The sequence below is a fragment of the Amycolatopsis sp. NPDC049868 genome (assembly GCF_044461365.1).
Classification (GTDB): domain Bacteria; phylum Actinomycetota; class Actinomycetes; order Mycobacteriales; family Pseudonocardiaceae; genus Amycolatopsis.
On record NZ_JBITKV010000003.1, the window covers coordinates 231,773 to 255,894 of the forward strand.

The window sequence follows — 24,122 nt, forward strand, 5'->3', positions numbered from 1 at the left end:
ACGACATCATGTCACCCATGGATCCAGACCCCGGGGCCCACGTGGTCAACGCCGTCATCCAGGCACGCGCGTCGTCCACCCGGCTACCTGGCAAGGTGCTCCGCCCCTTGGCGGGCCGGAGCGTCCTCGGCTGGGTGGTCCGTGCCGCCGCCGCTTCGCCGGGGATCGACAACGTCGTGGTCGCGACCTCGACGGAGGCCGACGACGACGCGGTGGCCGAGGAGGCCGCCCGGCAGGGTGCCCTGGTCGCGAGGGGCCCGCTCGACGACGTCCTCGGGCGTTTCGCGGTGGCCGTCGAGTCGTACCCGGCCGACGCGGTGGTGCGGCTCACGGCGGACTGCCCGCTGCTGGACCCGGAGTTGATCGGGCAGCTCGTCACGTTGTGGCGGGCCCGGCCGTCGCTGGACTACTTGAGCACCACCCTCGTCCGTACTCTGCCGCGGGGCTTCGACGCGGAACTCGTGCGTGCGGGAGTGCTGGCCGAGCAGTTCGAGACCGCCCGCGGCGCCGATCGCGAGCACGTGACCTCGGGTATCTACTCGCGTCCGGAGACGTACTCGTGCTCGGGCGTCGTGGTCAGCCCGCCCGCCGACGATCTGCGCGTGACCTTGGACACCGTCGAGGACTGGGCGGTCATCGAAGGCGTCGTGGCGGAGCTGGGAGATCGCGTCGGCGTTTGGCGCGAGGTGGTCGGGGTGCTGCGTTCGCGGCCCGATCTCGCGGCGCTCAACCAGCATGTCGAGCAGAAGAAGGTGGCCAGGTGACGAGGCTGGTGCTGCGAGCCGACGCCTCCGGGACGATCGGTGCGGGCCATGTCTCACGCATGGTCGCCTATGCCGAACGTGCGGTCGCGCGAGGCTGGGAGGTCGTTTTCTCGGGTCAGGCGGACAACGCCGAGTGGCTGGCCGCCCGGTTCGCGGAGCTGTCCGTTCCGGTGGTGCCGTCCGTCCCCTTCGAAGGCTTCGACGCGGTGGTCGTCGATCACTACGGCCTCGGCGAGTTGCGCGAAGAGGTCAACGCCGCGGGTGCGCTGCTGGTGTCCATCGAGGACGACGTGTTCGGCAGGCGCGCGGCGGATCTGGTCGTCGACTGTGGGTTCGCTCCCGCGCCGCGGCCCGACGACGGCTCCGGCGAGCTGCTCAGGGGCGTGGCTTACGCGCCGATGCGAGACGTCGTCCGGGACGCGCGCGAGAAGCGCGGTGTCCGCGAGACCACGGGTCGCTCCCGGGTGACCGTGGTACTCGGCGGCGGGACGGAATGGGCCGGAACGGTCAGCGCTCTGCTGCACGCCTTGCGCGACACTCGAGTCCCCTTTGTCGCGGATGTCCTCGTGCGTGGCGAACCCGTCGTCCCGGAGGCCCTGCCGGGGCAGGAATTCCGAGTCCAGCCGCCTGGCCCCGGCCTGCTCGGCCTTTTGGCGGACACGGACGTGGCGGTGAGCGCGGCCGGGGTGACGCTGCTGGAGTTATGCTGCCTCGGCGTGCCGACCGGCGTCGTGAAGCTGGTCGACAACCAGGAGACCGGCTACCGGGGCGCCCTGGATCTCGGGTTGGCGGCAGGGCTGGGGAGCGCGGCGGCGCTGGACGGCGCCGCCGTGGAGACCTTGCGGACCTTGCTGGTGGACAAGGAGACGCGGAAGCGTTTCTCGGAGACGGCGTCGTCCGTCGTGGACGGCCGTGGCGTGGATCGCGTGCTGGACCGGATCGAGAAAATGGTGACGACGGGATGAAGTCCACGATGGAGCGCACCGAAACCGGCGCCGCCCCGGAACGGAAGCCGAACCGGGGCCCGCTCGTCGTCATCGCGGTCTTCGGCGCGCTGTTCCTCGTGGGTTGCTGGGCGGCGTGGTTCTTCACCATCGACGACGCCTTCATCACCTTCCGGTACTCGGCGAACATGGCCGACGGCCACGGTCCGGTGTGGAACGTCGGCGAGGATCCGATCGAAGGGTTCACCAACTTCCTCTGGATGTTGTGGCATGTCCCGTTCGCCCTCGCCGGTCTGCCGCTGGAGACCGTCGCCAAGGTGACTTCCGTCGTCCTGGGCGCGGGGATCCTCGTGATGCTCGTCCGCGCGGGGCATCGCGCCGGCGGCGTGCTCGGTGCGCTCGTGGCGGCCGGTGCGCTGGTGCTGTTCGTGCCGACGTACTTCCATGTCACCGCGGGGCTGGAGACCATCGCCTTCGCGGCTGTCGTGCTGCGCGCGGCGATCGTCGGTGTGGACCTCGTCCAGGGCCGTGCCGTGCGGGACTGGGAGCCGCCGCTGTTGCTGCTGCTCGCCGGGATGATCCGGCCGGAAGGGGTGCTCGCGACACTGCCGGGCTTCCTGGTCTGGTGCTGGCTCCGCCGTCGTCACGGCCGGACATGGGCGCTGGTCGCCGCGGTCGTGGTCGTCGGCGGCGGTTACTTCGCCTGGCGGTGGTCCTACTTCGGGCATCCGTTTCCGAACACCTTCTACGTCAAGTTCGGCAACCTCGACGCCGGTTCGGTATGGCTCGAGACGACGGTGCTGCTCTTCCTGCCGTTGCTGGTGCTCACCGCCTCGCTCCTGATCAGGAAGGAGAGCAGGGGAGAGGGTCTGGTGCTGTGCTCGGTCGTCCTGTTGACCGGGATGACCTACGCGGTGTCCGGGCCGACCATGGACTACCTGTACCGCTTCGCCTTCCACGCGTTCCCGGTGCTGTGCCTCGGCGCGGCCCTGGCGACGGCGCGGCTCGGCCGCCGGGTGATCGCGGTAGCGGCGGGCGTCGTCACGGTCGGCTGGGTGGCGGTCGCCGGCGTGGCGTCCGCGGAGCTGCCCGTGGCCGCCAACTACGGCCCCGACCTGCAGCGCGCGCATGTCGCCATCGGCAAGGGCCTCGCCGCCGCGCGGGTGCCCGAGACGGCGCGCAGTCTCGCGGTCTCCGACGCCGGGGCCATCCCGTACTACAGCGGCTGGAAAGCGATCGACTACATCGGGCTCAACGACGAGGCGATCGCGCAAGGCGCCCGGCCGGCCGACGTCGTGAAGGCCGCGCGCCCGACGGTCATCGTCGTCACCGCCCACGGCCCGAGGGCGACTCCTGGCGTCGTGTACGGCATGAGCGTGCCCGAGGTGGCGAAGGACTACGAATTCGTCGCGGACATCCAGATGCGCGAGGGCTACTTCCAGGAGGTCTTCGCGCTGCCTGAGCACGCCGCGCGGATCCGCGCGGCGCTCGACGAGTCCGTCGGCGAGGCACAGCGCCGGAACGACCCTGGCCGGTACGAGGACACCGTCGACCGGTGGCTCGATCGCCTCCGTGCTCAGCTGCCGGGAGGGTGAGGGCATGGAGGTGAGCGCGGATTTCCGTGCAGGGCTCCTGGAGGCTGTCGCCGCGGGCCTGACCATCTTCGAGATCCGGCCCCTGCTCGCCGCGGAGATCGAGCGGGGTGTCTCGCGCGAGAAGCTGTACCAGGAACTGCTCGACACGATCCTGTTCCTGCGTGAGCAGGGCCGGGAGGCTGAAGAAGAGCGTGTCGAGGATGTCGCCGACCTGATGTCGGACTGGGTTCCGCGGGAATATCGCTTGTAAGGGCGGGATAAGGACCGCCGCTGTCCTCGATCCTCCCTACCGTCGGCTCCATGACCGATGAGATCACGCCGTTCACGATCGACGTCCCCCAGCGCGATCTCGACGACCTCGCCACCCGGCTGGCGAACACGCGTTGGCCGGACGAGATCGACGGTGCCGGCTGGGGGCTCGGGACGCCGCTCGGGTACCTCCAGGAGCTCGCCGAATACTGGCGACTCCGCTACGACTGGCGCGCCCACGAGGAACGCCTCAACGGTTTCCCCGGATTCCTGACGAACATCGACGGCGCGAACGTCCACTTCCTGCACGCGCGGTCACCGGAGCCGGACGCGATCCCGCTCGTGCTGACGCACGGCTGGCCGGGGTCCATTGTGGAATTCCTCGACGTCATCGGGCCTCTCTCGGACCCGCGCGCGTACGGCGGCGACCCCGGGGACGCGTTCCACGTCGTCGTGCCGTCGCTGCCGGGGTTCGGTTTCTCCGGGCCGACGACCGAGGCGAACTGGGGTCCCGACCGGATCGCCGATGCCTGGGGTGTGCTGCTGTCGCGCCTCGGGTACGAGCGGTTCGGGCTGCACGGCGGCGACTGGGGCGCGATCGTGTCGCGCGCGGTGGGCGTCCGGTGCCCGGAGCGGGTGATCGGCGCGCATCTGACGATGCTGCCGCACGCGGTGCCGGAATCCGAGGCCGATCTCGCGGGGCTCACCGGGGAAGAACTCGCGCGGGGCGAGGCGGCGCTGGCGCGCGGGCGGGAGTTCCAGAGCGGCGAGCTGGGCTACGCGATGATCCAGGCGACCAAACCGCAAACGCTTGCCTACGGGCTCACCGACTCGCCTGCCGGGCAGCTCGGCTGGCTCGTGGAGAAGTTCAAGTCCTACTCGGACTCGCGTGACGTACCGGAAGACGCGATCGATCGCGACGATCTGCTCACCAGCGTGATGCTCTACTGGCTCACCGGCACGGCGAACTCGTCTTCACGGATCTACGCCGCGCTGGGCCCGGCTTGGGGTTCGCGACCGCCGGAGTCCACAGTGCCCACCGGGGTCGCCGTGTTCCCGAAGGACACCGGGCTCCCGATCCGGCACCTCGCCGAGCGCACCGACAACGTCGTGCACTGGTCCACTCCGGACCGAGGAGGTCACTTCCCGGGGCTGGAGGTGCCGGACCTGCTCATCGACGACCTGCGGACGTTCTTCCGCCCGCTGCGCTGACCCCCGTCCCGGCTGCTATGAACGGTCCGTTCCTTGCAAAATTTGCAAGGAACGGACCGTTCATAGCGCGTGTCAGAGGTACTGGCCCGGCCCGTGAGACTCGCCACCGGCACCGTGCCCACCCAAAGCGGCGCCGCCCGCGGACGGTCCCGCCGGGAGCCCTCGCCGCATCTGCTCCAGCTGCACCCGCGCGGCCATCTGCTGCGCGAACAACGCGGTCTGGATGCCGCTGAACAGCCCTTCCAGCCAGCCGACGAGCTGTGCCTGCGCGATCCGCAGCTCGGCATCGGACGGCGTCGAGTTCTCGGTGAACGGCCGCACGAGCCGCTCCAGTTCGTCCTGCAGCTCGGGCGCCAGCGCCTGCTCCAGCTCGCGGATCGAGGTCTGGTGGATCTCGCGCACGCGGGTGCGGCTGGCGTCGTCCAGCGGTGCGGCGCGGACCTCCTCCAGCAGCTGTTTGATCATCGTGCCGATGCGCATCACCTTGGCGGGTTCCTCGACGAGGTCGCCGAGCGACTCCTCCTGGGGCGCCTCTTCGCCGGAGTCGGTGCCGGGGGCGGCGATACGCGCGGTGCCGACCGGAGTGCCGTCGGGACCGACGACCACCACATGGTGCGGGGAGTCTCCGCCGCCGTCACCGGGGGTGGTCGTTTCGCGGGAAACTGGGTCGGTCATGTGCTCCATCCTGGCCTACGTCGGGCGCGAAGCGCAGTGTGGTTTTCGGCGCCGTCTCCGAGCGTAGCGGGAATCGTCGCGCCCCGTGGTCAGGCAGCCAACCCCGGGTAAAGCGCCAAACCGCACGTCCGTACGGTGTCCCCATGGCGTTCGACGTCGCTCGTATCCGTGGGTTGTTTCCCGCGCTGGGTGACGGCTGGATTCACTTCGACGGCGCCGCCGGAATGCTCGTACCTGAACAGGTCGCTTCGGCCGTATCCACGGCCATGCGCGCTCCGGTGTCCGGGCCGGGTGGAGCGTTTCCGGCCTCCCAGCGCGCGGAAAGCATTGTCACGGCCGCTCGCCGGGCGGTCGCCGACCTGGTCGGCGCCGACCCGGCCGGAGTCGTGCTCGGACCCAACGCGCCCGATCTCATCCGCCGTCTCGTCGACGCGATGGCCGATCGCTGGACGATCGGTGACGAGGTCGTCGTCTCCCGGCTCGACGAGGAGGCCAACCTCGCGCCGTGGCGCCGCGCGGCGAAACGCGTCGGCGCGGTCGTGCGCTGGGGCGAGATCGACATCGAGACCTGCGAGCTGCCCGCCTGGCAGTACGAGAACCTCGTCTCCGCGCGCACCAAGGCCGTCGCGGTCACGCTGGCGTCCGGTTCGGTCGGCACCCGGCCCGACGTCCCGACGGTGATCGAGTTCGCCAAACGCGTCGGCGCGCTGGTCGTCGTCGACGCGACGTACGCGGCGCCGTTCGTACCGCTGGACCTCAACGCGCTCGGCGCGGACGTGATGGTGGTTTCGGCGCAGGCCTGGGGCGGCCCGTCGGTGGGCGCGCTGGTGTTCCGCGACCCCGAACTGCTCGAACGGCTGCCGTCGGTCTCGCTCGACCCGGCCGCGCGCGGTCCGGCCCGGATGGAACTGGGGCCGCACGCGTACCCGTTGCTGGCCGGGCTGATCGCGTCGATCGACTATCTGGCCGGTTTGGACGACGCCGCGTTGGGCTCCCGGCGCGAAAAACTGGTGACGTCGCTGGGCTCGGCGAAGTCGTATCACGCGGGGCTTCTGGCGCAACTGTCCACGGAGCTGCGTTCGCTGCGGCACGTCATGGTCATCGGCGACGCCATGCGCAGGATTCCCGCGCTCGCCTTCGCCGTCGCGGGCAAGAAAGCGCCGGAGGTCGCCGAGTACCTGGCGTCCCAGGGGCTGTGCGCCTTCGCCGACGATGGCACGAGCGGTGTCTTCGGGTCGCTCGGCGCCGCCGAAGTCGGCGGCGCCGTCCGCATCGGGCTCGCGCACTACTCGAACGTCTTCGAGGTCAACCAGCTCGTTCGCGTGCTGGAAGAGATCCGCTAAGACTTCGCTGCCAGCAGAACCTTGCCGAAAACCGTGCCTTCTTCGAGTGCGCGGTGCGCCGAAGCCGCTTCGGCCATCGGGACGACCTGACCGACGATCGGCTGCACCGAACCCTGCTCCACCAACGGCCACAGCCGCTCGCGGACGTCGGCGACGATCGCCGCCTTCTGCGCCAGCGGCCGCGAACGCAGGCCCGCGCCGAACACGCTCGCCCGTTTGCCCATCAGCTTGCCGATGTTCAGCTCGCCCTTGACGCCGCCCTGCATGCCGATGATCACCAGCCTGCCGTCCATGGCCAGCGCGTCGATGTTACGGCCGAGGTACTTGGCGCCCATGTTGTCGAGGATGACGTTTGCGCCGCCAGTTTCGGCGCGCAGCACCTCGACGAAATCCTGCTCCCGGTAGTTGATCGCGATGTCGGCGCCGAGCTGGCGGCAGCTCTCCAGCCGTTCTTCCGAACCCGCGGTCACCGCGACCGTCGCGCCGAGAGCCTTGGCCACCTGGATCGCGTGCGTTCCGATCCCGCCCGCGCCGCCGTGGACGAGCAGGACGTCACCCTCGGACAAGCCGGCGTGCATCACCACATTCGCCCAAACCGTGCATGCGACTTCGGGCAGTCCGGCGGCCGCGAGCAATTCGACTTCGGCGGGAAGCGGAAGCAGTTGTCCGGCCGGGACGGCGACCTTTTCCCCATAGCCACCACCGGCGAGCAAAGCACAAACTTCGTCGCCGATTCGCCACCCCTCGACGCCTTCGCCGATTTCGGCGATCGTGCCCGAACATTCGAGCCCGAGGATTTCGCTGGCACCCGGCGGCGGAGGATAGTTTCCCTGACGTTGCAGCAGGTCAGCGCGGTTGACGGCACTCGCGGCGACCTCGATGACGACTTCGCCTTCACCCGCTATGGGATCGGGGACCTCGGTCCATTCGAGAACATCGGGTTCGCCGGGCTCACGGATGGTGATCGCATACATACAAACGACCCTATCCCGGTGTCGTAAAGTCCGCCGAACGTCGGTTGACCTGTGGTGCAAACCACACAAAGGTGACGCTCATGTCATATTCGCGAAGAAGCATTGTTCCCTCGATCGTGGTGATGGCCACCGCCGCGCTCACGGTCGGAATGGCTCCCGCTGCGACGGCCACGACCGGGCTCGACGGTCCCGCGCTGGCCAAGCAGCTCGTCGACAAGGTCAACGTGAACAACGTCAACCGGCATCTGATCGCGCTGCAGCGGATCTCGGACGCGAACGGCGGACGCCGCGCGGCCAGCACCGAAGGGCACAAGAAGTCCGCGGAGTATGTCGCCACGAAGCTGGAGCAGGCGGGCTTCACGGTCACGCGGCAGGAGTTCCCCTTCACCTACGCGGAAACCCTCGCGGAGAAGCTGACGGTCGCGGGCACCGACGTCCCGATCATCATCATGTCCTACAGCCCCTCGACGCCCGACGGCGGAATCACCGCCCCGCTCGCGGTGGTCCCGGTCGACGACACCAGCGGCTGCGACGCGGCCGACTACGCCGGCGGGGTCACCGGCAAGATCGCGCTGATCCAGCGCGGTGGCTGCTCCTTCGCGCAGAAGCAGGCGACCGCCGCCGCGGCGGGTGCCGTCGGCGCGATCATCTACAACAACGTCCCGGGGCCGGTCAACGGCACCCTGGGCGATCCGTCCGCCGCCAAGATCCCGACCGGCGGCATCACCCAGGCCGACGGCCAGGCGCTCGCCGGCAAGGCCGGTGCCTCGGTCACCCTCGACCTGCGTGCCTTCCAGGAGGCGCGGACCAGCTACAACGTCCTCGCCGAGACCAAGACCGGTCGCAAGGACAACGTCGTGATGCTCGGCGCCCACCTCGACAGCGTCACCGAGGGCCCCGGCATCAACGACAACGGCACCGGCTCCGCCGCACTGCTGGAGACCGCGCTGCAGCTGGGCAGCAAGCCCAAGGCCAACAACGCCGTCCGCTTCGGCTGGTGGAGCGCCGAGGAGTTCGGTCTCGTCGGCTCGACCTACTACGTCAACTCGCTGAGCTTCGAGCAGCAGCTCGACATCGCGCTCTACTACAACTACGACATGATCGGCTCGCCGAACGCGGCGTACTTCGCCTACGACGGTGACAACTCCGACGGTGTCGGCGCGGGTGCGGGCCCGTACGGTTCCGCTCAGCTCGAAAAGACCCTGGTCGACTACCTCCAGCTCGGCAAGGGTGTCCCGGTCGAGGGCACGGACTTCACCGGTCGCTCCGACTACGGGCGTTTCATCGCGGTCGGCATCCCGGCCGGTGGCCTGTTCACCGGTGCCGAAGGCGTGAAGACCGCGGCGCAGGCGGCCAAGTGGGGCGGCAGCGCCGGCGTTGCTTACGACAAGTGCTACCACCAGGCGTGCGACAACCTTGGCAACGTCGATCGCGTCGCGCTCGAACGCAACTCCGACGCCGTCGCCTGGGCGCTGGGCGTGTACGCGACCAGCACCGAGAACATCAACGGTGTGTCGGGCAGCTCGACCGCGAAGGCGAAGGCCCTTCGCGCGACTGAGCGGTCTCAGCAGCGGAGCATGACGGCTTCCGTCCAGGCCGACGAGCACCACGTCGCCGCGTAGTAGCTCCCTCGAATGCTAGGAACGGTCCTTTCCTTGCGAAATTTGCAAGGAAAGGACCGTTCCTGGCATCCAGGGGGTGGCGCTCAGCCCAGGCTGTTGGTCGCGAAGGTGTCGCACCGCGCCGGCTCGCCGGTCTGGAAGCCGGTGGTGAACCACTTCTTCCGCTGCGCCGAAGTGCCGTGGCTGAACTTCGACTCGTCGACCCGGCCCCCGCCGAGCTTCGACTGGATGTAGTCGTCGCCGATCCGCGAAGCGGTGTCCAGCGCGGAGTTGATGTCCTTTTGGCTGATCTCGCTGATCAGCGGCCGCCCGCTTTCGGTCGGGGTGGTGGTGGCGTGGTTCGCCCAGACACCGGCGTAGCAGTCGGCCTGCAGTTCGAGCCGCACCGAACCCGACGTCGGCCCGCTCCCGGTGCCCTTTTTGGACACGCCGGTGAGGTTCTGCACGTGATGGCCGTATTCGTGGGCCAGCACGTACGCCTCCGCGAACGGTCCGCCCTCCGCGCCGAACCGGGTGCGGAGTTCGTTGAAGAAGCCGAGATCGATGTAGACCTCGGAGTCGCCGGGGCAGTAGAACGGCCCGACGTCGGAGGTCGCGTTGCCGCAGGCCGTGTTCACGCCGCCGTTGAAGAAGTTGGTGACAGCCTTGCGGTAGGTCGACCCGGAGCGCTGGAACTCCTGCCCCCAGTAGTCCTGGATCGAGTTGATGATGGCGACGATCGCGCAATCGTGGTTCCGGTTCGCGTCCGCGCCGGTCCGGCACTCCTGGGACAGCGAGGTGTTGTCCATCTGCTGCCCGGAGCCCACGCCGCCGAGCCCGCTCGAAGACGGGTTCAGGCTCACGCCGCCGAACTGGGAGAAGAGGAAGTAGATGACCAGGCCGACCACACCGAGCCCGCCGCCGCCGAGTGCCACCCGGCCGCCGATCCCGCCGCCACCGCCGCGCAGATCCTCCACCTCGGAGGTGTCCAGGCCCGCGCCTTCGTCGAATCGCACGGGGGAAGCGTAGCCGGAAGACCCCGGATATGCCTGGGTGCGGCCGCGCGACGCGACCGCACCCAGGGCTACCGAGGTTGTCTTGTTCTGATCGCCGGTTGGCCGCGATCACCGGGCCGGCGTCCTGCGCTGCCGAGGCGGTCGAAGAGGCCGCGAACCCGAAACAGGCCGGAGTGACGCCGAATGCGCCAGAATTGTCGAGCGCATCCGAGATGCCCGCGCTCGTCGCTGTTCACAGTCGCGACCGACCCGGTCCTTTCCGTTCCGGTCGCGGGGACACAGCAGGCGGTCAACCGCGAGAATCACCCGCCATACCACCACCTGACCCTTCCCGGCTGGGAGCAGGTCCGGCGACCCTTCCACGGGTTCGCCCGGTACTTGCCCGACCATCCGCTGACAAGCAGAATGCGCCTTTTCTCGCCGAGTCTCAACCTTTTCGTAACCCTCCTTCGGGCGAATGTTCCACCAGGTTTTTCAGGGCCGAAAAGTAACCGGTGGGTATGCGCCTTGTGCGATCAACGCTCTACTCTGCGTGGATGGCGGTGGAGCAGAAGGAAGTGCGCTGGCTGTCCGATTCCGAGATGGTCGCCTGGCGCTCGTACATCGTCGCCACCATGCGGCTGCGGCAGCGCCTTCATCGCGAGCTCTCCGAGCGCCACGACGTCAGCCTCGCCGACTATGAGGTCTTGGTCTGTCTTTCCCTCCAGCCCGACCGGCGGATGCGGATGACGGAGCTCGCGAGCGTGCTCGGTTCGACCAAGAGCAGGCTTTCGCACCAGATGGTCCGGCTGGAGGCGGAGGGCCTCATCCGCCGCACCCGCGACCCGGCGGACAAGCGCGGCGTCGTCGCGGAGATGACCGCGAGCGGCGCGGAACTGCTGGAAGGCGCCGCGCCGACGCATGTCGAAGGGGTCCGGGAGCATCTGATCGACCTGCTGAGCCCCGAGGAGCAGCGGGTGCTCGGCCAGGCTTTCGGACGCGTGCTGGATCACCTGTCGGAGATCGACGGCCTCCCGCGCCTGCCGCCGATCACTTCCTGAGGACCAGTTGGCGGAGCTGAGATTTGCCGGGAAGGTGACCATACGCGTGAACCCGCCCCGGCCGAAGGCCCCGCAATCGCGGTGGCAGGGCGCCCTGAGCACCCGGCGCGACCTGGTAGACCGGGTCGCGCCCTGCCGACGTCGATCGCGGACGCGGGTTCACCAACAGGAACTGAGTCTCGCCGCCTGACGCGTCAGGTGGGCGCGCTCGGCCGGGTCGGCCGCCTTGCCCGCGGCCTCGCCGTACAGCCGCGCCGCCGTCACCAGGTCGCCGTCGCGCTCGTGGAGGTACGCCGCGACCGCCGCGTACCGCGGCAGTGAATCGTCCAGTTCCGCGAGCGCGGCCAGCCCCGCGCGCGGTCCGTCCGCCTCGCCGACGGCGACCGCGCGGTTGAGCCGGACGACCGGGCTGCCGGTCAGCCGGGCGAGTTCGTCGTACCACTCGACGATCTGCGCCCAGTCGGTCTCCGCCGCGGTGGGCGCGTCGGCGTGGAGTGCCGCGATGGCGGCCTGCGCCTGGAACTCGCCCAGCCTGTCGCGGGCCAGCGCGGCTTGCAGGATCTCGACGCCCTCGGCGATCAGGCGCTTGTCCCATTGGCCGCGGTCCTGGTCCGCGAGCGGCACCAGTGCGCCGTCGGCCGCCGTCCGCGCGGCGCGCCGGGCGTGGTGGAGCAGCATGAGGGCGAGCAGCCCGGCGACCTCGGGATGGTCGATCGAGGCGAAGAGCCGGCGGGTGAGCCGGATGGCTTCGGCGGCGAGGTCGACGTCACCCGAGTAGCCCTCGTTGAACACGAGATAGAGCACTCGGAGCACGGTGGCGACATCGCCCGCCTGGTCGAACCGCACTCCGGAGACGGTGCGCTTGGCCCGGCTGATGCGCTGCGCCATGGTCGCTTCGGGCACCAGGTACGCCTGGGCGATCTGGCGGGTGGTGAGTCCGCCGACGGCGCGCAGGGTGAGCGCGACCGCCGAAGACGGCGTCAGCGACGGGTGGGCGCAGAGAAAGTAGAGCTGCAGCGTGTCGTCCACCGCGGGAGTGGGACCCGGGGCCGGCTCCTCGTCGACGAGGTCCTCGCGACGGCGGCGGGCGGCGTCCGACTTGGCCATGTCGAGGAACTTGCGCCACGCGACGGTGACGAGCCAGCCCTTCGGATCCTTCGGCCGGTCACCGGGCCAGACCCGGACGGCCTCGATCAGCGCTTCCTGGACGGCGTCCTCGGCCGACGCGAAGCCGGCACCGCGGCGGACGAGGATCCCGAGGACGTTCGGCGTGAGGCTCCGGAGCAGGGCCTCGTCCAGTTCGGTGGTCACTCCGTGCTGACGAGTGGCTCACCCAGCAACGGACGCAGTTCGAGCCATTCGTGGATCGGCTTCCCGCCCGCTCCCGGGGCGGCCGACAGTTCCCCCGCCAATTCGAGCGCCCGCTCGTAGCTGTCGACGTCGATGATCATGAAACCGGCGATGAGGTCCTTGGTCTCGGCGAAGGGGCCGTCGGTGACCGGCGGTTTGCCCTCGCCGTCGTACCGGACGAAGGTGCCTTCGGGCGCGAGAGCCTGTTCTCCGACGAATTCGCCGGTTTCCACGAGCCGGTTCGCGAAGTCCCTCATGTAGTCGATATGCGCCGTGATCTCCTCCGGCGCCCATTGCTCCATCGGGATGTCGTTCACCGCTGCCGGAGCGCCGCGGTAGTGCTTGAGCAGCAGGTACTTGGGCATGGCCGAAGAGTAGCGGCAGTCTGCCGGTCCTTCTGCCTGGCGCGGCCATACATCCGATCTCTAGCGTCCTTGTCGCGTTCCTCCATCGCGAAAGGAAGAGCCCTTGTCCAAGGCGAAACGGCGAACCGCCTGCCTGCTGGTGACCATCGGTCTCATCTGTGGCCTGCTCACCGGAGAGGCGGCCGCCTCCGGTGTGGACCCGGCCCCGCTCGCTCCAGCCGTCGCTCAAGCGCTGATCGCCGCGAACCCGGTGATCTGCGAGGGCGACGGGGTTTCCGGCAAACGTGTCGAGCTGGTCTACGTCCGTGAGGCCGGTCAGCCCGACCGGTACGCGACCGTGGTGCCGTCCCTGCGCGCCTACGCGTCCGGGATCGACGATTCGTTCAACGACAGCGCCGCCGCGACCGGCGCCAGCAGGCATCTCCGCTACGTGACGACGGCGGGCGCGGGCTGCCAGGTCGCCGTCGCGAATCTCGTGGTGCCCGACGGCACCTACCAGTCCGGCGCGATCCGTGACCGCGCCATCCAGGCCGGTTTCTTCAACGCGGACCGGGACTACATGCTGTTCTCCGACAACCCGCACACCTGCGCGGGCACGTGGGGCGACAGCGACGACCAGCCCGGCCCCGCCAACGCCTTCAACAACGGCAGGCACTACACGGAGATCGCCGTCCCCTGCTGGGGTGTCAACGCCGCCGCCCACGAACTGGGGCACATGCTCGGCGCGGTACTGCCGGGCGCCCCGCACTATCAGGGCGGCGGGCACTGCTCCCAGGAATGGGACCTGATGTGTTACGGCGACACCCAGTCCTTCGACTGCACGGAACGCGACTTCGACCGGCTGCTGGACTGCGGCAACGACGACTACTTCAGTACGAACCCCACTCCCGGCAGCTGGCTCGCGACGCACTGGAACGTCGCGAACAGCGCCTTCCTGATCAAGAAGGACATCCCCGACAACGACGACGGCCACGCCCAAGGCGGGAAGACCTACGTCATCACCGGCGCGAGCGGTAACGCCATCGACGTGGTGGGCTCGTCGACCGGCGGCCTCGCCAACCTCAGCCATCGGCCGCGGACCGACTCCATGAGCCAGAAGTGGATCCTGGGGTACAACACCGGTCTTCAGCTGATCAACGCCAACAGCCAGCTGTGCGCCGACAGCGCCCAGAGCGGGACGGCGCCCGGTACGCCGATCCTGCAGTACAACTGCAACGGCCAGAACGGCATGCGGTGGGCGTTCCAGCCGCTCGGCAACGGCAAAGTAGCGATCTTCAACTATCTGACGGGTTACGCGATCACCGACGGCGGCGCGTACCCGGCGCCGCTGGTCCAGCAGCCTTACACCGGGGCGGCCAATCAGCAGTGGACCCTGAACCCCGTGGCCGATCCCGGCCCGAAAGCGGGCATGAAGTACTACTTGACCGTCGCCACCAACGGCAACAGCGCGGCGGTCGTCGACGGTTCGTCGTCCGCGGGCGCGAAGATCACCAACGTGGCCAGGCAGAACGACAACGGCCAGAAGTGGCGACTCACCGACGCGGGCGGCGGGTACTGGAAGATCTCCAACGAGCGGAGCGGTCAGTGCCTGCGGCCGGTTTCCGGCAGCACCGCGGAGGGCGCGCAGTTCGAACAGACGCACTGCGGCTCGGCCACCAACCAGCAGTGGAAGCTGCTGCGGAGCGCCGACATGCGCTACGGGCTGGTGAACCGGGCGAGCAAGCTGGCGGTGCGGCAGATCAACAACGGCACTGCTTCGCTCCTGGAGCAGCGGCCGTTCCAAGGCGGCCGTAGCGACGAGACCGTCTGGGCACTGGTGCCCGCGTGACGCGAAGCGCCCCAGGTCCGCGGGCCTGGGGCGCTTTCGTTTCAAGACTGGCGGTAGCGGTGGGATTCGAACCCACGGAGGACAGAGCCCTCGCATGTTTTCAAGACATGTTCCTTCGGCCGCTCGGACACGCTACCGCTGTCGAGGGTATCCGACGGGCCTTTGTTGACATGCTTCGGATCTAGTCGAAGTCCCAGTCGGTCAAGATCCCGACGAAGATGAAGCCCGCCAAGAGCAGCAGGATGATGGCGACGCCGATATAGCCGATGATGATCGCCGCGAGCGCCATCCCCTGGCCGCCCGCTTCCCCGCGTTTGGCCTTGGAATGCGCGATATGCCCCATGATGACGCCGGCGATCGACGGCAGCCCGCTGCACGCGACGAGACTGGCGATCGACACGACGAGCGCCGCGATGGCCAGGCCTTGTTCCTGCGGCGGCATCGCCGGGCCGTATCCGTAACCCGGTTGCTGGTACGGCTGCCCGTACGGAGGCTGCTGGCCGTAGGGCTGCTGTTGACCGTAGGGGTCTTGCGGGTATGTCACCCGCTAACCGTAACCGCCGGAGCTCAGGATGCCTGGCTCTTCGCGGCCTTCGCCGCGATTCGAGCCTGGACCTCGGGGCGGCGCAGCGGCGGCACCGTCGTCGGCGGCTGACGGCGCGGCGGCAGCTCGGACAGCACTCGCCGGGTGATCTCGGTGATCTCGGCGACGGCGGCCTCGAACGGCTCGCGGGTGGCGTCGGAAAGGCTCTGCACCCCGGACACCTTGCGGACGTACTGGCGGGCGGCGGCCTCGATCTCGTCCGGCGTCGCCGCCGGTTCCAGGCCCCGTAGCGTGGTGATGTTCCGGCACATGCCCCGATCGTACGTCCGCCCACCGACGTTTCCGAGTGCTCCGATCACACAGTCGGTTAGAAGCTGCCCCGGTTCGTTGACGCCGAAAAACGCGTTTGGGCACCCTCGGCGGAGTGCCCCTCAGACCTCGCTCTCTCCGCCGTGCCCCCGTCGAGCCGATCCCCGAACCGGCCGAACCCTCCCCGATACCGGAACAGGTCTGGCAGCGCGTCCCGATCGACGCCCTGATCGACCTGGTCACCGAGGTCTTCACCGCGCACGACCTGCCGTGGTCGCGCGCCAGGATGGCCGCCGAGGCGTTGTGCCACGGCGATCTCACCGGAACACCGGAGTCCGGTGTCGCCGAACTGATCCGGGTCCATCTGCCGATGCTGGCCGACGGGATGGTGCGGCCGAGGGCCGAACCGCTGATGATCGCCGACCGCGGCGCCGCCGCCCTGATCGACTACCGCCGTGCGCCGGGCCTGTGGGCCGTCGGCGACGCGATGGACCGGGCGGTGTCCCGGGCGGGCCGGTACGGCGTCGGGCTCATGTCGGTGCGTGGCGTCGGGCCGTTCGGCCGCGCCGGGCATCATGCCGCGAGGGCGTTGCCGCACACCATGATCGGGCTCGTCATGGCGGCGGGCGGGGAACGCGGGACGGCCGCGAACCCGCTCGGTATGGCCGCCCCCGCCGGCGCGTACCCCGAATTCGTCCTCGACCTGGACACGCTGGGGGACGTCGACGGCGCGGGCAGCGCCGCCATCGCCGGCTTCGCCCTGCTGGTGGAGATCTTCGCCGGGGTGCTGTCGGGGGTCGGCGACCACGACCACGACACCGGCCTGATGGTGATGGCCATCGCGCCGACGACGCTGCGCAGCGCCGACGGGTTCTACAAGGCCGCGAGCGCGTTGTTCGGCAGCCTGCTCGGCTGGGAGGGCGGTACCCCGGTCCGCTATCCGGGCTGGCGCGAGGCGCAGTACCTCGAACAGTGCCAGGCACTGGGGGTCCCGCTGAGCGAGCCGGTGCACCGCGAGCTCGAAGAACTCGCGAGGGCGTTGCGCCTGGCGCCGTTGCAGGGCCGCTAGCCACGCGTGTGTCGTCCGTCTGATCACGGATGACGTCCGCTCGCTCACGTGTGTCGTCCGGCTGAGCACAGGTGTCGTCCGGTCGGTCACGCGTGAGGCGAGCGAGGGCCGCTAGCCCAGGACGACGCGGCCGCCTTCGCCGCCGACCTCCACGACGTCCCCGTTCGTCAGCTGACGGCCGCGCCGGACCTCCACCTCGCCGTTGACCGTGACCTCTTCGGCGTCGAGGAGGTCTTTGGCGTGCGATCCGTCTTCGGCCAGGTTGGCCAGTTTGAGGAACTGGCCGAGGCGGATCGGCTCACCGGTGATCGGGACGTCGTGGATGCTCATGGGGAGATCATCCCCGTGCGTCCATCTTCCGGTACAAGGTGGCGACGTCGGTGTCGAAGTAGCTGCTGTAGGACGTGTCCGGATCGTCCCCGCCGTACAGGTAGCCGCCGATCACGCCGACGACGGTGCCGAGCCCGGTCTTCGGATCGGGCTCGGCCACCCACGGGCCGCCGCTGGTGCCGGTCGTGAAGCCGGGGCACGCGACGCGCATCTGATAGGTGTCGGCCTGGGCGCTGGTGCCGTGGCAGACGACCGGCGCCTCCCGTTCGTCGGGATAACCGGTCAGGGTGATGGGGTGGTCGAACCCGCCACCGGTCAGCAGGGTGTTGGCGCCCGTGACGCTTTCGAGGGTTTTCGTGGTGCCCGCCTGATGGGCGGTCGCGAAGCCGACATCCAGGTCCGGATCGGAGGAATCGGCCCAGCCGTCGGGGACCTGCGGATCCGAGACGTCCCAATAGCCGTACGGCGCGACACCGTCGTGGTAGCCGGGAGCGAACGAGATCCCCGTCGCGTACTCGCCGCCTTCGCCGTCGTGCAGGCAATGTGCCGCCGTGAGCAGGAGGTCGCCGGGGGCGCTGTGGACGACGCTGGCCGTGCAGAAATGCGTTCCGTCCATGAAGAGCGCGCCGATCGCGGGATTCGTCGTCGGTGCCGCGGGGGTGGCCGCCACCGTCGCGGCGGCGGCGCCGTCTTCGGTCACGGCGGGATCCGACGCGGCGGAGCAACCGGACAGAACGACACAGAGCACGAGCAACAGGGCGCGGCGCATCGCCTTCCTTTCGCTCGTCCACGGCTGTCCGGTTACAGATCACCATAAGTGGGGAACGAACACAGCCCGAATCGATCAACGCACAGCAAGGTCACAGCCGTAGTATGTGTTACCTCCGGTAACAGTCGAGCTGGTTGGGAGCGGGTATGAAGTCGTTCACGGACAAGGTCGTGGTGATCACGGGCGCGGGATCGGGAATCGGCAAGGCGCTCGCGATCGAGCTGGCGGGGCGGGGTGCCAGGCTGGCGCTCTCCGACGTCGACGCCGTCCGCGCGGCGGGCACCGTCGCCGAGTGCGAGAAGGCGGGCGCGACAGTGAAGGCCTACGAGCTCGACGTCGCCGACCGTGACGCCGTTCTCGCGCACGCCGAGGAGGTCGCCGTCGATTTCGGCGGCGCCAACGTCGTGGTGAACAACGCCGGGGTCGCGCTCGGCGCCACGGTCGAGGAAATGACCTGGGACGACTACGACTGGCTGATGGGGATCAATCTCGGCGGCGTGGTCAACGGTACGAAAGCGTTTCTGCCGCAGGTGATCGCTTCGGGCGACGGGCACATCGTCAACCTTTCGAGCGTGTTCGGCTTCATCGGCGTGCCCACGCAGAGCGCTTACAACGCCGCGAAATTCGCGGTGCGGGGGTTCACCGAGGCGCTGCGGCAGGAAATGCTGATCGCCCGGTATCCGGTCAAGGTCAGCTGCGTGCATCCCGGCGGGATCAAGACGAATATCGCCCGCGACGCGCGGGGTGGCGCCGAGCGGGACATCGACAAAGCCGCCGAGGGATTCGAAAAGATCGCGAGGACGACGCCGGAGAAGGCCGCCCAGACCATCGTTCGTGGTATCGAACGGGGGACGGCGCGGATCCTGATCGGTCCGGACGCGTACGCCATCGACGCGATCCCCCGGGTGCTCGGCTCCTTTTACCAGCGGCCGCTCGCGCTGTTGGGGCGCTTGGGAATGCGGAATCTGTAAAAAAGAGGAAGCCCCTGAACGGAGTAACCCTCCGTGGTCCGGACGGCTCGGGATAACTCGATCGGGGTGCGTTACTTACGGCGGCGTCGGAAATGCACCACAATGCTCAAGTTCGTGATTCCGCTTCCGGAGGTCCCCATGCCGCGCGCCGCCCAGCGCCGTACGCCGACCGATGCCGCGCTCTCCGTCGAGACGGCGGAGTTGCTGGACCGGACCGGGATCATCGCGGCGAGCCTGCCGAAACGGCGGCGCAGCCCGGAGAACGAACCCGAGCCCGAGCCGATGCCGGTGCGGCCCCCGGTCTGCGAACCAGTGGTGGACAAGGATCTTCGCCCCAAGGCCGTCGTCATCCATCGCCGCGCCCGGTCCTGGCTGGTCGGCGGAGCGGGGGTGGCGCTGCTCGCGATCGGCTGGTTCGCCGGCACCTTCACGCTCCAGCCGGTCGGCGACACCGCCTTGCCCGAGCAGCCGTCGCCCGCCGTGGTGACCCAGCAGGCGGCACCGCCGGCCGCGCAGCCCGCGCCGCAGCCCGCCCCGGTGACCGTCTACGTCCCGGTCACCGTGAAGCAGCAAGTGCCCGCGACGAAGAAGCCCGCCAAGGAGCGGGTCGTCGCCCTCCCGCCCGCCGAGACCAAGCCGCCGGAGCAGCCGCGCTCCGACCTCGGCTCGCGCGACAAGGCCACGCAGGACATCCGGAGCATGATGGACCCCGTCGTGGCGAGTTCCCTGGCGATGCAGATGGCACAGGGAATGGTGAGCTACGGCCGCTGACCCGTCAGCGCGGCGGCCAGCGCGGAGCCTTCGCCTGGGTCGCCGTGCACGAGTTCGGTGCGGTGCACCACACGCGGCGAGGACAGGGAGAGCGCGCTCACGCCGGTGATCACGTCCGCCGGGAGCAGCGCCAGTCCCTGACCGGCGGCGACCAGGCCGAGCAGACCGCGGACGTCGGTACCCCGATAGCGCAGCCGAGCGCGGAATCCGTCGGTCGAGGCGGATTTTCTCAAGCGTTCCAACGGAATCGCCGTGTCCGGCGCGTCGATCCACGCCGCGTCGGCGAGTTCGGCGAGCCGGACCGCCCGACCCGCCAACGGATGGCCGCCGGGCACCGCGACCGCGAGCGGGCGTTCGCCGACGACGGTGGTGGTGAGCGGGCCGACGTCCGGCAGCGGGAGCGGATCGCTCGGCGCGGTCATGCCGTCGACGAGGCCGAGGTCGAGTGAGCCCGTCGCGACCTGCGGCAGGACGTCTTCGCGGCCCAGGACGCGCAATTCGGTGCCGCGGCGCGCGGCGGCGGCGACTTCGGCGGTGAGCGAGAGCGGGGTCAGTCCGAGAACGACCCGCCCGGTGGGAGCCGCGGTGAGCCGGGCGAGGTCCGCGCGGGCGGCGTCGAGCCGGGTCAGCAGCGGACCGGCGTGTTCGAGGAGACGTTCTCCGGCCCGGGTCGGGGCGACGGGACGCCTGGTGAGCAGCGTGGTGCCGAGGTCCTGTTCGAGCGCGGCGATGTGCTGGGAGATCGCGGATTGCGTGTAGCCGAGGTCGCGGGCCGCCTGCGAGAACGAGCCACCGCGGGCCACCGCCACGAAGGTGCGGAGCAGATGAGTCTCCATGGGGATCAGTATTGCTTATGAAGACAGCAGGGATCATCGTTGGCGCTGAACTCGGTTCGCGGGTCAGGATGGGCGCATGACACAGACAGCCCGGGTCGCCCTGGTCGGCGACCGGTCGGACGGCGTCCGCTCCCACGTCCGCATCCCCCTGCTCTTCGAACGGCTCGCCGAACGCGACGGCCTCGAACTCGACGCCTATTGGATCCCGACGGACGCCGCCGGAGACCTCACCGGCTTCGACGCCGTCTGGCTGGTGCCCGGCAGTCCTTATCGGTCCGAATCCGGTGCGGTCGAGACCGTGCGCGCCGCCCGCGAGAACGGCATCCCGTTCCTCGGCACCTGCGCCGGTTTCCAGCACGCGCTGCTGGAATTCGCGCGGAACGTCTGCGGTCTCGGCGGAATCGGGCACGCGGAGAACGCGCCGGACGCGGAAGAGCGGCTGATCGTCCCGCTCGCCTGTTCGCTCGTCGGGCACGAGGGTGCCGTCCACGTCACGCCGGACACCCTGGCGGCACGGGTTCTCGGGACGGCACGTTCCGTTGAGCGGTACCACTGTTCGTACGGTCTCGACGTCCGGCATCTGGACACCTTGGCGGCCAACGGGTTGGTCTTCAGTGGATTCGACGGCGACGGCGACGCGCGGATCGCGGAACTGCCGGAGCACCCGTTCTTCCTGGCGACGCTGTTCCAGCCGGAACTCGCCGGCGACGGGACCCGGCCGCATCCGCTCGTCCGGGCCTTCGCGCTGGCCGCGGTGGAGCACGCGAAACTGTCTGTCCACAGTGGATACTGACGGTCGTCGTGGGCCGGATGGCCGCTGACACTGCGGAAGTGATCGACTACCGTGAGCCAAGGGGAGGGGCTCATGGAGAAGGGGGATTCCGCTCGGGGCACCGCGTTCAAGGCCGCTTTCGCGGTCGGCGAGTTCCGTGCGTTGTGGGCGGCGGAGGCGCTTTCGCAGGCCGGTGACCAGCTGGCGAGGGTCGCGTTGTCGGTGCTGGTCTGGGAAAGAACGGCGTCGGCCGGGCTGACCGGGCTCACCTACGGCCTGACGTATCTGCCGACACTGATCGGCGGCACCCTGTTCGCCGGTTTGGCGGACCGGTATTCGCGGCGGACGGTGATGATCGTCTGCGATCTGCTGCGCGCGGCGATCGCGGCGTCGATGGCCGCGGGGGTGCCGCTGCCGGTCCTGGCCGGACTGCTGGTGATCCTGACGACGGCGGGCGGCCCGTTCCGGGCGGCGCAGCTCGCGTTGCTCCCGGACGTTCTCGAAGGCGACTCCTACGTCGCCGGGCTCGCGGTCCGGACGATCACCATCCAAACGGCACAGCTGGCCGGATTCGGCGGTGGCGGACTGGTGATCGGGTTCGTGACGCCCTACTGGGGACTGGTGATCGACGCGGTGACCTTTGTGGTCTCGGCGTCGCTCGTGTCCGTCGGGGTGCGCCGCCGAGGGCCCGCCGCCACGGAATCTTCGGTGAAAAGCCGGGTGGCGCGGGCTTTCAGTGGTGAAGGCGCCAGGGAACTGTGGCAGGGCAAGGGAATCCGGGTGCTGTTCGGGTTGAAGATGCTCGCCGGGTTCGCCATCGCGCCGGAAGGGCTCGCGGCGCCGCTGGCCGTCGGGCTCGGGGCGGGCAGTTTCGCGGTCGGTCTTATTCTCGCGGCGGATCCGATCGGTTCGGTAATAGGTTCGTGGATCTTCACGAAATGGGTTCCCGCTCGACGGAAAACGCGAATCGTCGGCATTCTCGCCATCGCATCCGTCGTTCCTTTGGTGTTCGTCCTCTTTCGTCCTTCGTTGCCCGTCTGCCTCGCGCTGATCGGGCTCAGCGGTGCCTTCGCGGCGCCGTACCACCTGCAGGCCGTCGCGTTGATGGCCCGCGCGGTGCCGGACGGCGTCCGGGCGCAGGTGATGGGGCTGACCTCGACGAGTTTGGTGACCGTGCAAGGAATCGGGATCATGCTCGCGGGCGGTCTCGCCCAGTTGACCGGTCCGTTCGTGGCCGTCGGAGTGGCCGCGACGGTGGCCGTCGTCACGGCGGGACCGATGGCGATGGCCTGGAAACGCGCCATCGCCACCGGCCCCGATGTATGGCTCCCGGCCGGGAGCCGAACCGGCTGAATTGGTGGGATCAGTCCTCGCGACCGTTCATGATGGTCCTCCCTCCCACTGCTCCATCTGTGTGTTCCGGAATTGACTCGAGCCACCCTCAGTACTACCTCGGATACATTGAAATGTGTACGGAAGGGGGACCGGTGACGATGATTATGGGGGATGCGGAACTCGCCGGAGAAGGGGCCGGTACACGTCTGAGAGCCAAGGTCCGACGCTGGGAATTATGGTCCGGACCACGCGGTGTTCCCGCGGTTTTTCTTGTGGTGGAAGGTCTTGCGGCGGCAGTCGCCGTAATCGCCTTGCTCCGATCGAACTACGAGACTACGGAATTCGTCCGATTTGGATCACTGCTCGGCCTCGCTGTCCTGCAGGCCGAGCTGTCGCGTTCGGTGGAACGGTTGCGGCGCACGCTTTGCGACCGGCCGCATATCAACATGACTTCGGTGTGGACGTTCGCGGGGGTGCTCGTCCTGCCGTCCGGGCTCGCGCCCGTCCTCGGATTGCTCATCTACCTGCATCTTTGGTTCCGGGTTTGGCGGGGGATGAGCCACCGCCCGGCCTATCGCGTCGTGTACTGCGCGGCGGCGATCGTGATCTCCTGCCTGGCTTCGGGGGCCATCGTCTCCGGCTGGAACGGACTGCCCGTCGGGTTCGCGGGCTCGCTGAAGATCGTCGAGGCGGCGGCCGTGTTCACGGTGGCCAACGCGTTCATCGTGGCGCTGTCGGTCTACCTGCACACCGGGGCCAGGTCACTGCGGTCGCTGTTCGGTACCGGTGACGACAACCTGCTGGAAGTCACCACCCTGGTGCTCGGGACGTCGACCGCGCTGGGCATCGTGCACGCGCCCGCGCTGGTCCCGTTCGTGCTGCTCCCGGTGCTGGTGCTGCACCGCAGCGTGCTGGTGCGGCAGCTGGAGATCGCGGCGAACATCGACGGCAAGACCGGCGTCCTGAACGCGCACGCGTGGCACGCCCTGGGCGAACGGGAGCTTTCGCTGGCGGCGCGGGCGAAGAGCAAACTCGGGGTGCTGATGCTCGACCTCGACCATTTCAAGCAGGTCAACGACGTCTACGGGCATCTCGCGGGGGACGTCGTGCTCAAGGTCGTCGCGAAGACGATCTCCGAGCACGTACGCGACTACGACTCCGTCGGCCGCTTCGGTGGCGAGGAGTTCGTCGTGCTGCTTCCCGGGGCGACGGAGACCGAGGTGCTCCCCGTGGCCGAGCGGGTCCGCCAGGCGGTGATGGCGATCGAGGTCGAGGTCGCGACCGCTTCAGGGCCTCGGGTCGTGCGGGGGCTTTCGGTGTCGATCGGCGTCGCGGTCTACCCGTCCGGCGGGACCGTGCTGGAACGGCTGCTGCACGTCGCCGACTCCGCGCTCTACCAGGCGAAGAACAGCGGGCGGAACCGCGTCGTCTCGCTCGCGGCCGCCTGACCGCCGCGTGAG

25 protein-coding genes and 1 tRNA gene are annotated in these 24,122 nt (G+C 69.1%); 15 read left to right on the forward strand and 11 right to left on the reverse strand.

Features of this window, described 5'->3' with window-relative positions; translation table 11 throughout:
* Positions 1-17 precede the first annotated feature (17 nt).
* The 5 genes from ACIBTM_RS14510 to ACIBTM_RS14530 are packed head-to-tail and all read left to right on the forward strand — an operon-like array spanning position 18 to position 4,764.
* The gene (locus ACIBTM_RS14510; RefSeq protein WP_395876983.1) at positions 18-764 is read left to right on the forward strand and encodes a cytidylyltransferase domain-containing protein; all 747 of its coding nucleotides are present in this window, start codon (positions 18-20) and stop codon (positions 762-764) included.
* On the forward strand, positions 761-1,729 hold the full coding sequence (locus tag ACIBTM_RS14515) for a spore coat protein (protein WP_395876984.1): 969 nt from the start codon (positions 761-763) through the stop codon (positions 1,727-1,729). The genes ACIBTM_RS14510 and ACIBTM_RS14515 overlap by 4 nt, the downstream gene beginning before the upstream one ends.
* Complete coding sequence (locus ACIBTM_RS14520; protein ID WP_395876985.1) at positions 1,726-3,303, forward strand: hypothetical protein; 1,578 nt, start codon at positions 1,726-1,728, stop codon at positions 3,301-3,303. The genes ACIBTM_RS14515 and ACIBTM_RS14520 overlap by 4 nt, the downstream gene beginning before the upstream one ends.
* 4 nt (positions 3,304-3,307) lie before the next feature.
* The gene (locus tag ACIBTM_RS14525; protein ID WP_395876986.1) at positions 3,308-3,553 is read left to right on the forward strand and encodes a hypothetical protein; all 246 of its coding nucleotides are present in this window, start codon (positions 3,308-3,310) and stop codon (positions 3,551-3,553) included.
* 50 nt (positions 3,554-3,603) lie between these two features.
* Entirely contained in the window at positions 3,604-4,764 is a 1,161-nt protein-coding gene (locus ACIBTM_RS14530; protein WP_395876987.1) for an epoxide hydrolase family protein, read from the forward strand.
* A gap of 72 nt (positions 4,765-4,836) precedes the next feature.
* Here ACIBTM_RS14530 and ACIBTM_RS14535 read toward each other — a convergent pair whose 3' ends face one another.
* Positions 4,837-5,448 (reverse strand): bacterial proteasome activator family protein, encoded by a 612-nt coding sequence (locus tag ACIBTM_RS14535; RefSeq protein ID WP_395876988.1) that lies wholly within the window; start codon positions 5,446-5,448, stop codon positions 4,837-4,839.
* 134 nt (positions 5,449-5,582) lie between these two features.
* On the opposite strand from ACIBTM_RS14535, the gene ACIBTM_RS14540 reads away from it, so the two are divergent.
* Positions 5,583-6,782, forward strand: a complete 1,200-nt coding sequence (locus tag ACIBTM_RS14540) for a cysteine desulfurase-like protein (protein WP_016330709.1) — start codon at positions 5,583-5,585, stop codon at positions 6,780-6,782.
* Here ACIBTM_RS14540 and ACIBTM_RS14545 read toward each other — a convergent pair.
* Positions 6,779-7,756 carry an NAD(P)H-quinone oxidoreductase gene (locus ACIBTM_RS14545; RefSeq protein WP_395876989.1) on the reverse strand — a complete coding sequence of 326 codons (978 nt, stop codon included), beginning with the start codon at positions 7,754-7,756 and terminating at the stop codon, positions 6,779-6,781. The two genes, ACIBTM_RS14540 and ACIBTM_RS14545, sit on opposite strands and share 4 nt — an antisense overlap.
* Before the next feature lie 80 nt (positions 7,757-7,836).
* Here ACIBTM_RS14545 and ACIBTM_RS14550 point away from each other — a divergent pair, with 80 nt between their 5' ends.
* A complete protein-coding gene (locus ACIBTM_RS14550) occupies positions 7,837-9,378 on the forward strand; it encodes a M28 family peptidase (RefSeq protein WP_395876990.1) in 1,542 nt (513 codons plus the stop codon).
* An 83-nt stretch (positions 9,379-9,461) separates the two neighbouring features.
* On the opposite strand, the gene ACIBTM_RS14555 is transcribed toward ACIBTM_RS14550, so the two are convergent.
* Positions 9,462-10,373 (reverse strand): neutral zinc metallopeptidase, encoded by a 912-nt coding sequence (locus ACIBTM_RS14555; protein ID WP_395876991.1) that lies wholly within the window; start codon positions 10,371-10,373, stop codon positions 9,462-9,464.
* 536 nt (positions 10,374-10,909) lie between these two features.
* Here ACIBTM_RS14555 and ACIBTM_RS14560 point away from each other — a divergent pair.
* Positions 10,910-11,413 carry a MarR family winged helix-turn-helix transcriptional regulator gene (locus ACIBTM_RS14560; RefSeq protein WP_395876992.1) on the forward strand — a complete coding sequence of 168 codons (504 nt, stop codon included), beginning with the start codon at positions 10,910-10,912 and terminating at the stop codon, positions 11,411-11,413.
* Positions 11,414-11,572: 159 nt separating this feature from the next.
* Here the strand turns inward: ACIBTM_RS14560 and ACIBTM_RS14565 are convergent, their stop codons facing one another.
* Both ACIBTM_RS14565 and ACIBTM_RS14570 read right to left on the reverse strand, forming a co-directional pair.
* On the reverse strand, positions 11,573-12,724 hold the full coding sequence (locus ACIBTM_RS14565) for an RNA polymerase sigma factor (RefSeq protein ID WP_395876993.1): 1,152 nt from the start codon (positions 12,722-12,724) through the stop codon (positions 11,573-11,575).
* Entirely contained in the window at positions 12,721-13,128 is a 408-nt protein-coding gene (locus tag ACIBTM_RS14570; protein WP_395876994.1) for a YciI family protein, read from the reverse strand. The genes ACIBTM_RS14565 and ACIBTM_RS14570 overlap by 4 nt, the downstream gene beginning before the upstream one ends.
* Before the next feature lie 103 nt (positions 13,129-13,231).
* Here ACIBTM_RS14570 and ACIBTM_RS14575 point away from each other — a divergent pair, with 103 nt between their 5' ends.
* On the forward strand, positions 13,232-14,956 hold the full coding sequence (locus tag ACIBTM_RS14575; RefSeq protein WP_395876995.1) for an RICIN domain-containing protein: 1,725 nt from the start codon (positions 13,232-13,234) through the stop codon (positions 14,954-14,956).
* 48 nt (positions 14,957-15,004) lie between these two features.
* Here the strand turns inward: ACIBTM_RS14575 and ACIBTM_RS14580 are convergent.
* The 3 genes from ACIBTM_RS14580 to ACIBTM_RS14590 form a co-directional block, all read right to left on the reverse strand.
* Positions 15,005-15,093 (reverse strand) — tRNA-Ser (locus ACIBTM_RS14580).
* 44 nt (positions 15,094-15,137) lie between these two features.
* Complete coding sequence (locus ACIBTM_RS14585; protein WP_395876996.1) at positions 15,138-15,500, reverse strand: DUF4190 domain-containing protein; 363 nt, start codon at positions 15,498-15,500, stop codon at positions 15,138-15,140.
* 23 nt (positions 15,501-15,523) lie between these two features.
* The gene (locus ACIBTM_RS14590) at positions 15,524-15,811 is read right to left on the reverse strand and encodes a DUF2277 domain-containing protein (protein ID WP_395876997.1); all 288 of its coding nucleotides are present in this window, start codon (positions 15,809-15,811) and stop codon (positions 15,524-15,526) included.
* Between the two features lie 113 nt (positions 15,812-15,924).
* On the opposite strand from ACIBTM_RS14590, the gene ACIBTM_RS14595 reads away from it, so the two are divergent.
* Complete coding sequence (locus ACIBTM_RS14595) at positions 15,925-16,878, forward strand: Ldh family oxidoreductase (RefSeq protein WP_395876998.1); 954 nt, start codon at positions 15,925-15,927, stop codon at positions 16,876-16,878.
* Positions 16,879-16,989: 111 nt separating this feature from the next.
* Here the strand turns inward: ACIBTM_RS14595 and ACIBTM_RS14600 are convergent, their stop codons facing one another.
* Both ACIBTM_RS14600 and ACIBTM_RS14605 read right to left on the reverse strand, forming a co-directional pair.
* Positions 16,990-17,208, reverse strand: a complete 219-nt coding sequence (locus ACIBTM_RS14600) for an RNA-binding S4 domain-containing protein (RefSeq protein ID WP_016330720.1) — start codon at positions 17,206-17,208, stop codon at positions 16,990-16,992.
* Positions 17,209-17,215: 7 nt separating this feature from the next.
* On the reverse strand, positions 17,216-17,977 hold the full coding sequence (locus ACIBTM_RS14605; RefSeq protein WP_395876999.1) for a trypsin-like serine peptidase: 762 nt from the start codon (positions 17,975-17,977) through the stop codon (positions 17,216-17,218).
* A gap of 146 nt (positions 17,978-18,123) precedes the next feature.
* Here ACIBTM_RS14605 and ACIBTM_RS14610 point away from each other — a divergent pair, with 146 nt between their 5' ends.
* A complete protein-coding gene (locus ACIBTM_RS14610; RefSeq protein WP_395877000.1) occupies positions 18,124-18,948 on the forward strand; it encodes an SDR family NAD(P)-dependent oxidoreductase in 825 nt (274 codons plus the stop codon).
* A 114-nt stretch (positions 18,949-19,062) separates the two neighbouring features.
* The gene (locus ACIBTM_RS14615) at positions 19,063-19,719 is read left to right on the forward strand and encodes a hypothetical protein (RefSeq protein WP_395877001.1); all 657 of its coding nucleotides are present in this window, start codon (positions 19,063-19,065) and stop codon (positions 19,717-19,719) included.
* Here the strand turns inward: ACIBTM_RS14615 and ACIBTM_RS14620 are convergent.
* The gene (locus ACIBTM_RS14620; RefSeq protein WP_395877002.1) at positions 19,707-20,555 is read right to left on the reverse strand and encodes a LysR family transcriptional regulator; all 849 of its coding nucleotides are present in this window, start codon (positions 20,553-20,555) and stop codon (positions 19,707-19,709) included. The two genes, ACIBTM_RS14615 and ACIBTM_RS14620, sit on opposite strands and share 13 nt — an antisense overlap.
* A 76-nt stretch (positions 20,556-20,631) precedes the next feature.
* Between ACIBTM_RS14620 and ACIBTM_RS14625 the strand changes: the two genes are divergently transcribed.
* The 3 genes from ACIBTM_RS14625 (at position 20,632) to ACIBTM_RS14635 (ending at position 24,110) form a co-directional block, all read left to right on the forward strand.
* The gene (locus ACIBTM_RS14625; RefSeq protein WP_395877003.1) at positions 20,632-21,348 is read left to right on the forward strand and encodes a hypothetical protein; all 717 of its coding nucleotides are present in this window, start codon (positions 20,632-20,634) and stop codon (positions 21,346-21,348) included.
* A 72-nt stretch (positions 21,349-21,420) separates the two neighbouring features.
* Positions 21,421-22,680 carry an MFS transporter gene (locus ACIBTM_RS14630; RefSeq protein ID WP_395877004.1) on the forward strand — a complete coding sequence of 420 codons (1,260 nt, stop codon included), beginning with the start codon at positions 21,421-21,423 and terminating at the stop codon, positions 22,678-22,680.
* Positions 22,681-22,973: 293 nt separating this feature from the next.
* A complete protein-coding gene (locus tag ACIBTM_RS14635) occupies positions 22,974-24,110 on the forward strand; it encodes a diguanylate cyclase (protein ID WP_395877005.1) in 1,137 nt (378 codons plus the stop codon).
* Positions 24,111-24,122 lie beyond the last annotated feature (12 nt).